Genomic DNA, 14,848 nt, shown 5'->3' with positions numbered 1-14,848 from the left:
CGGCCGGCGGGCGGCCGGCAGGGAATGTCAGAGGACGGAGGAATAGGCCACGACGCCGCGGCGGATCAGTGAGATGGCATCCGAGCACAGGCGCGCCAGGCGGGGATCGAGGCCGGGAATTTTCGCGAGCTGGTCCAGCAGGTCAATCACCTGCTTCACCCAGCGGACAAAGTCCCCGGCGGCAAGATCGGTGCCGCTCAGGACGTCCTGCAGGTGCCGGCCGCGGGCCCACTTGTAGAGCGGCCACATGAGGCCCAGTTCCGGTTCGCCCGTCAGGGGCAGTTTGTTGTCCTCTTCCACGTCCTCCAGTGCCGACCATTCCCGGACCACGATGTCCACTGAGGTCTCCAGGGAGATGCTGGGCATCCGTGGGCGGAATCCCCGATCCTCGCGCTTGGCCTGGTAGACCAGGATGCTGGCAAGCGCAGCGACTTCCGCGGCATCCAGGTCATCAAAGGCGCCCAGCCGCAGGGACTGGGAGATCAGCAGGTCCTTTTCTCCGTAGATCCGGCGCAGCCGCTGGCCGTCGGGGCTGATGTGCAACTGGCCGTCACCCGCGGGCTCGAGGTAACCGTAGGAGGACAAGACGTCACAGACGCGGTCAAATGTCTTGGCGATGGTGTTGGTGCGGCCCTGGATCTGCCGGACCAGCCCATCGGTTTCGCGCCGGAGCTTCCACCAGCGTTCAGACCAGCGGGCATGGTCTTCCCGTTCGCTGCACCCGTGGCAAGGGTGGGCGCGGAGGGCATTGCGGAGGCCTGCGATGCGCTTTTCCTGGTTGGGCAGGGCAGTTGCAAGCCCGAAATCGTTGTTGCGGTTGTTGCCCGGGGCAGGGGGACGGTTCTCGCGCAGCGCGTTCCGTGCCGAGGACGCCAGGTCCCGCCGTGACTTGGGGACTTTCGCATTGAAAGACTTGGGAATGCGGATGCGCGTAACCGGGGTGATGGGTCCTTCCAGGTCATCGTTCCCGATCCGCCGCAGCTGGTTGTCAAGCGTCAGCACAGCAGGGCGGGGCTCCCGGCTGCTGTGGTCCGAACTGAGCACAACGGCCGGTCCGGGCGCCCTTCCGCCAGGGACATTGACTACGTCACCGGGAAGCAAACGGGCCAGCGAATCATCGTTGAGCGACTTCCGGGCGCGTGACTTGGTCCGCGAGGTCATATTCTCGGCGTCGGACAATTCACGGCGCAACCGGGCGTATTCCGTGAAGTCCCCGAGGTGGCAGGTCATCGACTTGGCGTACCCGGCCAGCGATTCCTCCCTGCTGCGGACCTGCTTTGCCAGGCCCACCACGGAACGGTCCGCCTGGAACTGGGCAAAGGAGGATTCCAGGATTTCGCGGGCCCTGGCCCGGCCGAACTGGGCCAGGAGGTTGATGCTCATGTTGTAGGTGGGCCGGAAGCTGGAGTTCAGCGGGTACGTGCGCCGGGACGCGAGGCCCGCAACCGCCGTCGGGTCCGTACCCGGCTGCCAGAGCACCACGGCGTGGCCTTCGACGTCGATGCCTCGCCGGCCGGCGCGGCCGGTCAGCTGGGTATACTCCCCCGCGGTGATGTCCACGTGGGCTTCACCGTTGAACTTGTCCAGCTTCTCCAGCACCACCGAACGGGCCGGCATGTTGACGCCCAGGGCCAGGGTTTCGGTGGCGAAGACAGCCTTGGCGAGCCCGTCCGCAAAGAGTTTTTCCACCACTTCCTTGAAAGTGGGCAGCATGCCGGCGTGGTGGGCGGCGAAACCCCGCAGCAGCCCGTCACGCCAAGTCCAGAAACCCAGGACGTCCAGGTCGTCCGGCGGAATGTCCTGGCCGGCCTCGTCGACGCGCTGGGCGATGATCCGCTGCTCTTTCTCAGTGGTAAGCCACAGGCCTGAGCCGACGCATTGGGCGACGGCGGCGTCACACCCGGCCCGGGAAAAGATGAACGTGATGGCGGGCAGGAGGTCCATCCTGTCGAGGCTGGCGATCACCTGGGGCCGGCTGGCCGGACGCACGCCCCGTTCGTCGCCGCCGCGGCCGGGCCGGTCGTTGCCGCGCCGGCCCCGCTGTCCCCGGCCCCCGGGGCCACCGGGAGCAGACCTCGCGCGGAAACTCTGCATGCTTTCGCTTCTCGCCACAGTCAGGAGGTCCGGATTCACATCAAACCCGCGCCCCTTGGCGTTGTCTTTCCTGCCGTCCCTGGCCGCCGGTTCCCCGGGCTCGGTGTCGACGGGTGGAGCGATCTCATCGAAAGTGGTTTCCCCTGCAAAGAGGTCCATGATCTGCCGGCCGACCATAACGTGCTGCCACAGCGGCACCGGCCGGTGCTCGGAAACAATGATGTCCGTGTCGCCACGGACCGTATCCAGCCACGCGCCGAACTCCTCGGCATTGGAGACGGTGGCGCTGAGTGAGGCCACCTGCACTTCGCTGGGAAGGTGGATGATGACTTCCTCCCAGACTGCGCCCCGGAAACGGTCTGCCAGGTAGTGCACCTCGTCCATCACCACATAGCCCAGGTCATCCAGTGTGGCCGAATCGGCGTAGAGCATGTTGCGCAGGACTTCGGTGGTCATCACCACCACGGGGGCGTCACCGTTGATGCTGGTGTCCCCGGTCAGCAGGCCTACCTTCGCGGCACCGTACTTTTCGGTGAGTTCCGTGAATTTCTGGTTGCTGAGTGCCTTGATGGGTGTGGTGTAAAACGCCTTGAGGCCACGCTGCAGCGCGAGGTAGATGGCGAACTCGCCCACAATGGTTTTGCCGGCCCCGGTGGGCGCCGCCACCAGGACTCCCCTGCCCTCCTGCAGGGATTTGCACGCCTGCCGCTGGAAATCATCCAGTTCAAAGTCCAGGGTCCGGATGAAGGAGCCCAGGTAGGTGGCTGCTTCTGCCCTTCTCTCGGCGCTGGCGCGGTATCTCTCGGCGGGAGAAAGCTCCTCGGGATCGCTGGGTCCGGCGGAGAATGGACCAGTGGAGAACGGCCCGGTATTGGAGGACATACACCAAGCCTAACGGGCGCCTAGAGGTTCTTCAGCTCAGTGCCCGGGGTGGCGATGTCCGCCGTTGCCTCGGTTTCGGCCACCCGCTTCGCCTGGCGGCGCTCACGGCGCTTGTCATTCATCAGGCAGATGCCGATGGCGGCAAAAAAGAGCACCAGCAGGGGGCCGGCCAGCATAAACATCGAAATGGCATCTGCCCCCGGAGCTGCGATCGCGGCAAGGACAAACACCAGGAACACCGTGATTCGCCAGGCCCTGAGGATGGTGCGGCCGGAGATGATGCCGGCCATGTTGATGCCCACCAGCACCACGGGCACCAGGAAGGCGAGACCCAGCACCAGCACCATCCGGGTCACGAATTCAATGTACGTCCGCGCGTCGATAACGCTGGACGAGCCCTCCGGCGTGAACTGCGTCAGGGCGTGGACCACCTGGGGCACTACGAGCCAGCCGGCCCAGATACCGGCCAGGAACAACGGGACCGCCGCCGCCATGTAACCCAAGGTGTAACGGCGCTCCTTGGACGTAAGGCCCGGAGTGATGAAAGCCCACAGCTGGTAAATCCAGATCGGACTGGAAATAACCACGCCGATGAGGAGTGACATCTGGAGCTTGAAATCGAACGGGGAAGCAATGCTCCCGAAGTTGATTGCAGCAAGCCCGCCGGTTTGCTCCGAGATGCGGTTGACCGGTTCGGCCAGGGCCTTCAGTAGCGGATCGTAAAGTATCCATCCTCCGACGCCGCCAATGACGACGCCGATAGCCGACTTGATCAGCCGGTTCTTAAGCTCTTTGAGGTGGTCCCAAAGAGCCATCCGCCCTTCGGGGTTGGCTTTACGGGACCGCGACAGTGCCACTGTGGTCAGGCGCGGTTCGACGGCGGAACGTCAGTGCCGTCTGTCGGCTCGCCGGGCTTCGCCTGGGGGTGGTTGACGATAGTGCCTTCCACCGGGCCTGAGGCGTCGGTGGTGTCAGTCTTGCCGTCGTTCTTCATTTCCTTGACCTCGGATTTGATGATCCGCATGGACTGGCCAAGGCTGCGCGCCATGGCAGGAAGTTTGGGTGCGGCAAAGAGAAGCAAAGCGACGATGATGATAATAACGATGGGCCAGGGGCCATCAAAGAGTCTTCCCACGGGAAATCCTTTCCTCTAAATACATCCTACTTCTATGTGAAGTCGAGATCGCCGAGCGCCTGCGGCTGGCCCCGGTCCGTCTTCCGCTGTACCCGCCGAAGGCGGCGTTGTTCCCGCCGGGACGACTTGGATGCCTCGTAATCATGTCGCATGAGGGCGGGCGAGGCAAAAACGGCTGAGCCCGGCCGCGGACCCGCCGGGTCCGCACCGGCATCCGGTTGTTCAACGGGGGCGAACTGCCCCAACTTTTCGCCTGCTGCGCTCAGATCCTTGACGGTCGCCATGAACTGGCGGAACAGCCGGATGCCCAGGAGGACATAAAAAAGCAGCGACAGCGCAACGAGCGCCACCCATATCAGGATCCAGGACCACCAAGGCATGCTGAGAAGTCTAGCCGCCGTACCTTGCCAGGGACGCCGCGAGCCAGTTGCGGGCCGCGTCCGCCAGGTCGGCCGGAGCCAGGATGCGGGCCGAACCGCCATGTTGGGCCACGAACATTGGCAGCCACTCTGTGTTGCCGAAGCGGATTTCGGCCACCAGCCCGCCGTCGTCGAGTTCGGCAGTACGCTCCGCGTAGTAGTCGTCCGCGAGCCCCCTCCCCTGCCGGGTGAGCTGGACGGTGACCACCACGTCGTCGTCCTTGGGGGTGAAGAGCTTCGCCGGGACGCCCTCTGAAGGCGTGGTTCCGGCAGGCACCGGCAGGCCGTTGGGGTGGACATCCTGGACCCGGTCCAGGCGGAAATTCCTCAAGCCTTCAACTGAGTGGCAGTAGGCCTCGAGATACCAGATGTTGTCCAGCGAATAGAGGCGCAACGGATCAACGTCCCGCTCCGACACAATGTCACGCTGCGGGGACAGGTACGTCAGGCGCAGCTGGGACCGGGACTCGATCGCCTGCCGCACCGTCGCGTGCGTGGCGGCGTCGGCGGGTGCCACTTCCGGTCCCGCCAGCGAGGCCGCCCGGAGCCCTTCCTCGCCGGCGGCTGCCAGCAGTTTGAGGGTCACCGATTCAAGGGCGCCGCCCTCGGCCACGCCGGGCAGCCCGTTCAGCGATTCCAGCCCGGTCAGGAGGGCGCAGGCTTCCTCGACCGTGAAACGGACCGGCTTCTTCAGGTCCAGGTCCTGGCTGATGTAGACGTGGTCGTTTTCCCACTGGATGTCCAGCAGATCGTCGGGGTATCCCTCGGGGAGCCCGGAGCAGATAAGGATTTGCAGGTCGTCCTCCAGTTCCTTCCTGCTGATGCCGAAATGCTGTGCGACGTCCTGGATATGCAAGCCCTGGTTGTGCACCAGGAAGGGCACCAGCTGAAGCATGCGTTTGAGCTGGTCCTCTGAGGTGCGCACACGGACGGGCCGGGCAGGCGCGGCAGCAAAACGGAAGGTGGGAACGGGCGCGTCGCTGAAGTCAGCTGCGGCGCGCAGCCTCCGCCGGACAGCGTTGGTGAGTTCGGCTGGAGCCACCGCCCGGGCGTCCGGGCCGTAGGAGGCGAGCTCTTCGGCAAGGACCTCCGGGTCCCTGTACTGCAGGCTGAGGCGCTCGTAGCCGGGGCCGGGCTGGGGAGCAGGTTCACCTTCCGGCGGGGCGTCCTGTGCCACAGCGCGGCGGCGCAGTGCCAGGAGACGGCCCGCACGGACGTCCACGACGGCGGTGCGCAGCGGCAGTTCGGGCAGCCGTCCCAGTTCCTGCCTGATATTGAAGTCACGCGGAGGGGCAAATTGCTCCCGCTCCAGGGTTGCCACAGCACTGGTGAAGCGGGAGAGCCGGAAATGGCGGGCCGCCTGCCTGGCGCGGTCATAGCCCACGAGGTACCAGTGTCCGAAGCGGCTGCCGAGGCCCCAGGGCTCCACAGTCCGCTGTTCTTCCGTGCCCGTACTTCCAGCCAGGTAGGTGAAAGTGACGGGGTGCCTGGCATGCATTGCCGCAACGAGGTCGTCGAAGGCCTGGCCCGCGGGCTTGATCCGCGGCTGGACCCCCGGTGGCAGTTGAACGTTCGCGACCGCACCGGACGCCTGCAGCTTCCGCAGCGCGCTCTGGGCGGCGGTGCCCAGCGCGGCCCGCTCCCAGAGTTGGGAGGCCAGGAGCAGGACTGTCCACTCCTCCGGACCCAGTTCCACGTCCGGCAGGCGGTTGGACTCCTTGCCGATCCTGTACCTGGTGGTCGCGGGATCGTCTTCGCTCCAGCCCAGGTCGGTCAAGGTCTCCAAGTCAAAGCCGAAATTGCGAAGATCCGCCTTGTCCCGCTCGAACATCCTTCCGAACGACGCCTCATTGCCGGGAATGCCGCGGTAAACCGTTTCGCGTAATTCGCTGCGGCGCAGGCCGTACCGTGTGTTGAGCAGTGCGATCAGCAGGTTGAGGAGGCGTTCAGTACGGGATGCGGACACTCAGGTTACGTTACTAAACTCCGGGCCGGAACGCAGGAAGCGCGGCAGCAACAGGGCACCGGGGTCCTGTTACTGCCGCGCTTCAACGCTCGCAGAGCCTGGCGTCAGCGAACGCCCACGAGGTCAACCACGAAAATCAGGGCTTCATTGGGCTTGATGGCTCCCCCGGCGCCACGGGAGCCGTACGCCAGTTCGGAGGGGATTTCCAGACGGCGGCGGCCGCCCACCTTCATGCCCAGGAGGCCCTGGTCCCAGCCCTGGATGACCTGGCCAACGCCAACGCGGAAGTCCAGCGGGGCGCCGCGGCCCCATGAGGCGTCGAATTCCTCGCCCGTGGACCAGGCGACGCCCACGTAGTGCGTGGATACGGTATCCCCGGCCTGGGCTTCGCGGCCGTCTCCCTCAATGAGGTCGGTGATGACGAGTTCCGTAGGGACGTCGCCCTCGGGAAAATCGATCTCGGGCTTCTGGCGGTCAAAATCCCGCTGTCCAAAAGACATGGTTGCTCCTAGGTGTCTGGCAGATGGTGTGCTGCTGTTGGATGCCGCGGCAAAGGCCGGGCCTGTTGCCATTGTTGCTACTTGGCTCCAAGGATGTCCACTACGAAGACAAGATCGCCCTTGGCCTCGCCCTGGCCGGCGTCGCCGTAGGCCAGGTCCTTGGGGATGACCAGCAGGACGCGCGAGCCCACCGTCTTGCCGGCCAGGCCCTGGGTCCAGCCCTTGATCACGCCGGTGAGCGGGAAGGTTGCGGGTTCCCCACGGTCGAAGCTCGAGTCGAACTTGGTTCCGCCCACCAGGGTGACGCCCACGTAGTTCACAGTCAGGGTGTCGGTTTCCTTCACCGTGGCGCCCGTGCCCTTGATCAGGTCCTGGGACACGAGGGCGGTGGGAGCCGCAACACCTTCGACGGAGATCTCGGGGATGCCGTCTTTTTCGGTGACGGTCGGAAGCCCGGCGGGCGGGGTCACCGTTTCACCTTCGGGCTTCTCCAGCGCTGGTGTCACGTCGGAGGCAGAAAGGATTTTGATGATCAGCAGCTGTGTGGGCTGGGCTGCGGCGGCCGGGCTGGGGCTGGTGCCGTCGGAGGGGCTGGGGGCGGCTGCGCCCTGCTGGCCCGGGACAGCCAGTGCAAGGCTGGAACCTACCTTGGCGCCAACGAACGCGTTGTAGATGACCTCGCTGCCGGTCTTCAGTTCCTCGTTCAGTTCGAGGGGCTCGGGCTCACTGGGGAACGTGTCCTCCAGCGTGGACCCGTCGCTGCCGTTCAGGGCGAGGATCGAGATGTTGGCGATCTGGTTCGCCTTCACTGATTCACCGCTGCCCTCAGTGACCACCTTGATAGTGGGGTCGGCCACTTCCAGCGGCTTGTCGAATTCCACACCAGGGGCCTTCTTGTCCCCGTTGTCAGTCAGTTTGAGGGAGTCGAACTTCGCAGTCTCACCAGCAGACTTGCTGGTGGGCTCCGGCTCTGCCGAAGAACCGCCGCAGGCGGTCAACAGCAGCAGAGCGGGAAGAAGGATTGCTAGTAGTCGGCGCACGTAAGAGAACTTTCGTCGGGGCAAGATGGAGGCGGCGATCCGCACCTGGGCGGGCAACACCGCGGGAGGGCCCGATTAAAGGCCTCATCCAGAATAGCCCCTGAACCTGAGTGTCAGCCCATAGACTCCAGAAGGGCATCCACCCGGTCATCAACGCTGCGGAAAGGATCCTTGCACAGAATGGTCTGGTGCGCCCGGTCATTGAGTTTCAGGTGCACCCAGTCCACGGTGTAATCCCGGCCCAACTCCTGTGCCCGCCGGACGAAATCACCACGAAGTTTCGCGCGCGTCGTTTGCGGCGGTGCATCGACCGCGTCCTTGATCACCGTATCGTCCACGATCCGCCGGACTGCCCCACGGGACTGCAGCAGGTAGTACAGTCCGCGGCTGCGGGAAATGTCGTGGTAGGTCAGGTCCAGCTGGGCTATCCGCGGGGCGTCCAGGCCCAGTCCGTGGCGTTCGCGGTAGTTGTCCATCAGCTTCTTCTTGATGGCCCAGTCGATCTCCGTGTCGATGCCGCGCGTGTCACCGCTTTCGATGGCTTTCAGCGTCCGCTCCCACAGGTCAAGGATCAAGGGAACATGTGGGTTGTGGGCGCCATGCTCTTTGACGAACGCCGTGACCTTGGTCAGGTACTCCTGCTGGATCTCCAGTGCTGTCAGCTGGCGCCCGTTAGCCAGACGGACCAGTGCACGGCCGCTGAGGTCATGGGAGATTTCCCGGATGCTGCGGATGGGGTTTTCCATCCGCATGTCCCGCATGATCACCCCGGCCTCAATCATGCGCAGGACCAGGTCCACCGTGCCCACCTTCATCAGGGCCGTGGCTTCTGACATGTTCGAGTCCCCGACAATGACGTGCAGCCGCCGGTAGAACTCGGCGTCCGCGTGCGGCTCATCCCTGGTGTTAATGATGGGCCGGGACCGGGTGGTGGCGGAGGAAACGCCTTCCCAGATGTGGTCCGCCCGCTGGGAAAAGGCGAAGGTTGCCCCGTGCGGTGTCTTGAGGATTTTCCCGGCACCGGCAATAAGCTGCCGGGTGACCAGGAAGGGAATCAGGATTTCGGCGAGCCTGGAGAATTCCCCGCGGCGCGGTATCAAGTAGTTCTCGTGGCTGCCGTAGGAGTTGCCGGCCGAGTCGGTGTTGTTCTTGAACAGGTAGACAGTGCCGTTGAAGCCCTCCGCCGCGAGCCGGGCCTGGGCCTCGTCCACAAGGTCATCGAGGATCAGTTCACCGGCACGGTCGTGGGCGATCAACTGGGCGAGGTCGTCACACTCGGCAGTGGCATATTCAGGATGGGACCCCACGTCCAGGTACAGCCGGGAGCCGTTGGTCAGGAAAACGTTGGATGACCGGCCCCAGCTGACCACCTTGCGGAAGAGGTACCGGGCCACCTCCTCGGGGGCAAGAGGCCTCGAGTCGGGGCTGGAATACGAAATGCCGAATTCCGTTTCGATACCGAAGATTCTCTTGTCCATTGTGTCCTCCTAGGCCAGCAGTGCAGTTATGTCCGCGTCGTCAAGCCGGCGGAACGCGCGCCGCGAGCCCCGTGAGCTCTCCGACTGCCTGTCCAGGACGGCAACTTCCACCGCCGTGGCGGGCAGTGCCTTCGGCTGGGCATCAGATTCCGTGGCCGGGACGAGGGCCGCCATGGCGAGTTGAAGGGCATCGGCGAAGCTCATTGAACTGCGCCAGCCTTCCTCAATGGCTGACGACACCTTGTCCGCCTGTCCGCCCATCACTACGAACTGGTGTTCGTCCGCGATGGAACCGTCGAAGGTCAGCCGGTAGAGATGGTCCTCAGCCTGGGTGGGACCTACCTCCGCTACTGCCAGTTCCACTTCGAAAGGCTTCTGCTCAGCGGTGAACACGGCGCCCAGGCTTTGGGCATAAACACTGGCGAGGCCGCGGGCCGTGACGTCCTCACGGTCGTAGGAGTAGCCACGGACGTCGGCGTAGCGCACACCGGCCTGGCGGAGGCTTTCGAATTCGTTGTATTTTCCGACGGCGGCGAACGCGATCTTGTCGTATATTTCGCCGATTTTGTGCAGGGACGGCGAGGGGTTCTCGGCCACCAGCGCGATGCCGTCCGCGCAGCTGATCACGGCCACGGACCTGCCGCGGGCGATGCCCTTCCGTGCGAAATCCGCACGGTCCTTCATCAGCTGCTCAGGTGAGACATAAAACTGCTGTGTCATCTCAGGCCTCCCGTCCGGCGTTGGTGCGGGCCTCGATGATATGTCCTGATGCGGCAGCGAGTTCGTTCTCAGCCACCCGCCGGGCACCTGTACTGTCGACGGTGTAGATCACGGGCCACAGCTTTCGGACGGTGTCCGGGCCGCCGGTGGCGGAATCGTCGTCGGCCGCATCGTAAAGGGCCTCGACGGCGACGGAGACGGCTTCGGCCTCGCTGAGGTTGGGCCGCCACAGCTTCTTCAGGGCGCCCCGGGCGAAGACTGAACCGGACCCCACCGTGTGGTGCTCGTGCTCCTCATACCTGCCGCCGGTGACGTCATAGGAGAAAAGCCTCCCGACGCCGGCGCTGGTGTCGAAGCCGGCGAAGAGGGGCACCACGGCGAGTCCCTGCAGGGCCAGGGGAAGGTTGCCGCGGATCATCGCCCCCAGCCGGTTGGCTTTGCCTTCAAGGCTGAGGAGGGTGCCCTCGATCTTCTCGTAGTGTTCGAGTTCCACTTGGAACAGGCGGGTGAGGTCGATGGCGATGCCGGCAGTGCCGGCGATGCCCAGGACGGAGTAACGGTCCGCGGGGAAGACTTTTTCAATGTGCCTGCTGGCAATCACGTTGCCCATGGTGGCCCGCCGGTCCCCGGCCATCAGCACGCCGCCGGCGTAGCTCAACGCTACGATGGTGGTGGCATGCGGCACCTGCAGCGGAGCGGCGCCGGGCGCGACGGCCTGAAGTCCCCTGTTATAGGGCAGGAGTTCTGGCCGGTCCCGTTGCAGATGTTCCGTGAAGGATGAGGTGGCGTTGGCGGCTACCTGGTTGGCGGTTGATTCCTGCACTCATGCACTCCTTGAACGTAGTTCTTCAACGTCGGTACAGATTCCGGCCGGCCGCGGCTACCGCCACCCTCCGGTCCGGGTTACTGGCCGCCTTTTTGTACGAAGGCGCGCACGAACTCCTCGGCGTTGGATTCCAGCACCCCGTCGATTTCGTCGAGGAGGTCATCAACGCCTTCGGTGGCTGCTGATGCCTGTGCTTCGGGCGCCGCCGGGGGTGCCTCGGGAATGTCCTCGTCGACCTGGCTGTCGCGCGATTGTGGCTGCTGCTGCTCCTGGCCTGCCATTGTTACCTCTCCCTATCGTGATCGTCAGATCCGGCGGATCCTCCGATATGCCCATCCTGCCACGAAGCGGTCCTTCCGGCGCGGTTTACGCCGCAGGCGGAGCGGTGCGGTGTCCCAGCAGCTCCCCAAGGAATGGGCCTGCCTCCCGGTAGCGTGCGAACAACGCTCCGGTCAAAGCTTTGGTTCCCCGCAACGGTTCCCTCGTCGGTACGCGCTGGAGCCTGCCGTACCCGGGTACGTCGAAGATGACGGAGTCCCAGCTGGCCCCGACCACGTCCTTGCCGAAGCTGCTGATGCACTTGCCCCGGAAGAACGCACGGGTGTCCGACGGCGGCTCTCCCACCGCCGCCATTATGGCGCCGTCGTCGACGATCCTGTCCATGCGGTTCCTGGCCAGGAGGCGGTAGTACAGGCCTTTCTCGGGCCTGATGTCCGCCCATTGGAGGTCGATCAGCCCGAGCCTGGCATCATTCCATTCAAGTCCGTCGCGGTGGCGGTAACCTTCCAGGAGGGAGAGCTTGGCCACCCATTCCACGGAGCTGGCGGCCGCCGCCCGGTCGTTGTCCAGCTGCGTGAGGACGGTGGCCCAGCGGTCCAGGACGTCATGGGTGTGCCCGTCGCCGTCCAGTGCGTCGCCAACGCCGGTGTCCTGCGCCAGCTTGGCGGCCGCCTCGTGGTACATCCATTGCAGGTCCAGGGCCGTAACCCGCCTGCCGTCCAGCAGTCTGACGGTGGCGGTAAGGGACGTATCGTGGCTGACCGCCTGCAGGGCGGGAACAGGTTCGTGCACCTCGATCTTCGGTGCAAGCCCCGCCTCGATCAGGCTGAGGACCATGGAAGTGGTCCCGAATTTCAGGTAATTGGAGACCTGGCTGAGGTTGGCGTCGCCAATGATGACGTGCAGGCGCCGGTACTTGTCCGCCGTCGCGTGCGGCTCGTCCCTGGTGTTGATAATGGGACGCCTGATGGTGGTTTCCAGGCCCACTTCGGCTTCGAAGAAGTCGGCCCGCTGGCTGATCTGGTAACCCGGGGTGGATGCATCCTGGCCGATCCCCACCCGTCCGGACCCGCAAAGGATCTGGCGGCTGACGAAGAAGGGCGTCAGGCCCCGCACGATATCCCCAAACGGTACCGACCGCGGCATGAGGTAATTCTCGTGGGACCCGTAGGACACCGATTTGTTGTCCGTATTGTTCTTGTAGAGGTTTACCGCCGGCAGATCGGGGTCCGCCGCCAGCCGCCGTACCGTGGCAAGGGCAACGAGGTCTCCCGCGGCGTCCCAGGTGACGGCGTCCCGGGGGTTGGTGACTTCGGGGCTTGAGTATTCGGGGTGGGCGTGGTCCACGTACAGCCTGGCCCCGTTGCCGAGGACCATGTTCATCAACAGGGTTCCGGACTCGTCCTGGCCGTCGAGCTCCAGTTCCTCCCGGCCATAGGCCAGCGCCACCGCTTCCGCGTCCAGGACGGGCGGTTGGTCAGTCAGCTGGCTGGGATGCGCCGAGCCCCTGTCCACAGTCCAGCCGCGTGCATCATGCAGGGGCTCCTCGTCCGTATAGTCCCATCGGGTTTCCGCCCCGCCGGCGGCACGCTGGCGTGTCACCTGGGCGTAAGCCTGCACCACACGCGCGCTCATCATGGTGGCGTTCGCGGACGGGGCGGTCGGGGCATGAATGCCGTATTCGGTTTCTGCCCCCATGACACGCATGGCCCCGCCGACGGGGAGGGCGCCCCCGGCGGCGGGTTCCTGCGCTGCCGTCATAGATACTGCCCTGTGGTCGGCATTGTTTCGATGGACTTTCCTGGCTCCTGGCCGGCCTTGCCCTGGACGATGGTGCGGATGTACGTGATCCGCTCGCCCTTCTTGCCGGAAATGCGTGCCCAGTCGTCCGGATTGGTGGTGTTGGGCATGTCCTCGTGTTCGCGGAATTCGTCTACCACGGCCCGGAGCAGGTGCTCGATCCGGAGCCCCTTCTGTTGCATGGTGAGGAGGTCCTTGATGGCGTACTTCTTGGCCCGGTCCACCACGTTCTGGACTACGGCACCGGAGTTGAAGTCCTTGAAATACAGCATTTCGGTGTCGCCGTTAGCATAGGTGACTTCGAGGAACTCATTCGACTTGTCCGTGGAATACATGGCTTCCACGGTCCGCTGCACCATCGCGTCCACCGTGGCCTGGACGTCCCCGTTGTGTTCCGCGAGGTCGGACTCGTGGAATGGCAGATCCGTAGTGATGTACTTGTTGAAGATGTCAGCGGCGGCCTCGGCATCCGGGCGGTGGATCTTGACCTTGACATCCAGCCGGCCGGGCCGAAGGATGGCGGGGTCGATCATGTCCTCGCGGTTGGAGGCGCCAATGACAATGACGTTGTCCAGCCGCTCCACGCCATCAATCTCGCTCAGCAGCTGGGGCACGATGGTTGTTTCGACGTCGGAGGAAATGCCCGTGCCGCGGGTGCGGAACAGCGAGTCCATCTCGTCGAAAAACACCACTACCGGGCTGCCGTCCGATGCCTTCTCCCGTGCACGGGAGAAGATGAGGCGGATGTGCCGCTCGGTTTCGCCCACGTACTTATCCAGGAGCTCCGGGCCCTTGATGTTCAGGAAGTAGCTTTTTAGGTCCACATTTCCGGAGCGCTCTGCGGCGCGGGCGGCGAGCGAATTGGCCACGGCCTTGGCGATGAGGGTCTTGCCGCAGCCGGGCGGGCCGTACAGCAGGATGCCCTTGGGCGCCTTCAGCCCGTGTTCCCGATAAAGGTCAGGGTGCAGGAACGGGAGTTCCACGGCGTCGCGGATCTGCTCGATCTGCGGCCCGAGTCCGCCGATATCCTCGTACGTAATGTCCGGAACTTCTTCCAGGACCAGGTTCTCCACCTCGGACCGGGGCACCTTCTCCAGGGCATACCCCGTCCTGGAATCGATCGAGAGGGCATCGCCCACGCGGAGCTTTTCGGCCAGGAGCGCCCCGGAAAGCCTGACCACCCGTTCTTCATCGGCCCGTCCCACCACGAGGACGCGGTCGGCTCCGAGCATCTCCTTCAGGGTGGCCAGTTCCCCGGCACGCTCGTAGCCAAGCCCGGCGACGACGAGGAGGGCCTCGTTAAGGAGGACTTCCTGGCCCACCGCCAGCTGGTTGATGTTCACCAGCGGGCTGATGCCTACCCGCATCTTCCGCCCGGCATTAAAGATGTCTACAGATTCTTCCGTGGCGGCCTGCCCGCTGTTGCCCGGAGAGGGCTGCCGCCGCGGGTTCAGCTGAAGAATGGTGCCAAAGCTGTAGGGAGGTTGTCCTTCCTGGTCCAACGCGTTCTTCAGCCGGAGAATCTCGGCCTTCGCGGCTTCAAGCATGGTGACCAGCTTGGTGTTGTTCTGCGTTGCCGCAGCCAACTGGCGGTCGATGTGCCTGAGCTTGTCCCGGAGGATGTTGACCTGGCGGTCGGCAACCGAGAGGTCGTTGGCGGCAGACTGCTCTGCCGGTGTACGTCCGGAGTCCTGGTTTGGCGTCTCCAT

At 64.6% G+C, this 14,848-nt stretch carries 13 protein-coding genes; all 13 read right to left on the bottom strand.

Features of this window, described 5'->3' with window-relative positions:
• Nucleotides 1-27: 27 nt before the first annotated feature.
• The 13 genes from FBY31_RS03205 to arc all read right to left on the bottom strand — a co-directional run bounded on the left by FBY31_RS03205 (nt 28) and on the right by arc (nt 14,848).
• Complete coding sequence (locus FBY31_RS03205) at nt 28-2,976, bottom strand: DEAD/DEAH box helicase (protein ID WP_142036790.1); 2,949 nt, start codon at nt 2,974-2,976, stop codon at nt 28-30.
• Nucleotides 2,977-2,996: 20 nt separating this feature from the next.
• The gene (gene tatC, locus FBY31_RS03200; RefSeq protein WP_142036788.1) at nt 2,997-3,791 is read right to left on the bottom strand and encodes a twin-arginine translocase subunit TatC; all 795 of its coding nucleotides are present in this window, start codon (nt 3,789-3,791) and stop codon (nt 2,997-2,999) included.
• Nucleotides 3,792-3,838: 47 nt separating this feature from the next.
• Nucleotides 3,839-4,111, bottom strand: a complete 273-nt coding sequence (tatA, locus tag FBY31_RS03195) for a Sec-independent protein translocase subunit TatA (protein WP_142036785.1) — start codon at nt 4,109-4,111, stop codon at nt 3,839-3,841.
• Nucleotides 4,112-4,143: 32 nt separating this feature from the next.
• Complete coding sequence (locus FBY31_RS03190) at nt 4,144-4,491, bottom strand: hypothetical protein (RefSeq protein ID WP_142036782.1); 348 nt, start codon at nt 4,489-4,491, stop codon at nt 4,144-4,146.
• A 10-nt stretch (nt 4,492-4,501) separates the two neighbouring features.
• Nucleotides 4,502-6,496, bottom strand: coding sequence for a helix-turn-helix transcriptional regulator (locus FBY31_RS03185; protein WP_142036779.1), 1,995 nt, complete (start codon nt 6,494-6,496; stop codon nt 4,502-4,504).
• Nucleotides 6,497-6,600: 104 nt separating this feature from the next.
• A complete protein-coding gene (locus FBY31_RS03180; protein ID WP_142036777.1) occupies nt 6,601-6,996 on the bottom strand; it encodes an FKBP-type peptidyl-prolyl cis-trans isomerase in 396 nt (131 codons plus the stop codon).
• Between the two features lie 77 nt (nt 6,997-7,073).
• On the bottom strand, nt 7,074-8,036 hold the full coding sequence (locus FBY31_RS03175; protein WP_142036774.1) for an FKBP-type peptidyl-prolyl cis-trans isomerase: 963 nt from the start codon (nt 8,034-8,036) through the stop codon (nt 7,074-7,076).
• Nucleotides 8,037-8,149: 113 nt separating this feature from the next.
• Nucleotides 8,150-9,514 carry a Pup--protein ligase gene (pafA, locus tag FBY31_RS03170; protein ID WP_142036771.1) on the bottom strand — a complete coding sequence of 455 codons (1,365 nt, stop codon included), beginning with the start codon at nt 9,512-9,514 and terminating at the stop codon, nt 8,150-8,152.
• A 9-nt stretch (nt 9,515-9,523) separates the two neighbouring features.
• Nucleotides 9,524-10,234: a proteasome subunit alpha gene (gene prcA / locus FBY31_RS03165; RefSeq protein ID WP_142036768.1), complete on the bottom strand. Its 711-nt coding sequence runs from the start codon at nt 10,232-10,234 to the stop codon at nt 9,524-9,526.
• 1 nt (nt 10,235) lies between these two features.
• Complete coding sequence (gene prcB / locus FBY31_RS03160; protein WP_142036765.1) at nt 10,236-11,057, bottom strand: proteasome subunit beta; 822 nt, start codon at nt 11,055-11,057, stop codon at nt 10,236-10,238.
• A gap of 80 nt (nt 11,058-11,137) precedes the next feature.
• Complete coding sequence (locus FBY31_RS03155) at nt 11,138-11,341, bottom strand: ubiquitin-like protein Pup (protein ID WP_142036762.1); 204 nt, start codon at nt 11,339-11,341, stop codon at nt 11,138-11,140.
• Between the two features lie 85 nt (nt 11,342-11,426).
• Nucleotides 11,427-13,100: a depupylase/deamidase Dop gene (gene dop / locus FBY31_RS03150; RefSeq protein ID WP_142036760.1), complete on the bottom strand. Its 1,674-nt coding sequence runs from the start codon at nt 13,098-13,100 to the stop codon at nt 11,427-11,429.
• Entirely contained in the window at nt 13,097-14,848 is a 1,752-nt protein-coding gene (gene arc, locus FBY31_RS03145) for a proteasome ATPase (protein ID WP_142036757.1), read from the bottom strand. The genes dop and arc overlap by 4 nt, the downstream gene beginning before the upstream one ends.

This window comes from Arthrobacter sp. SLBN-100 (assembly GCF_006715305.1).
In the GTDB taxonomy this organism is placed as follows: Bacteria; Actinomycetota; Actinomycetes; order Actinomycetales; family Micrococcaceae; genus Arthrobacter.
This window is presented reverse-complemented; position numbering and strand designations above follow the sequence as displayed.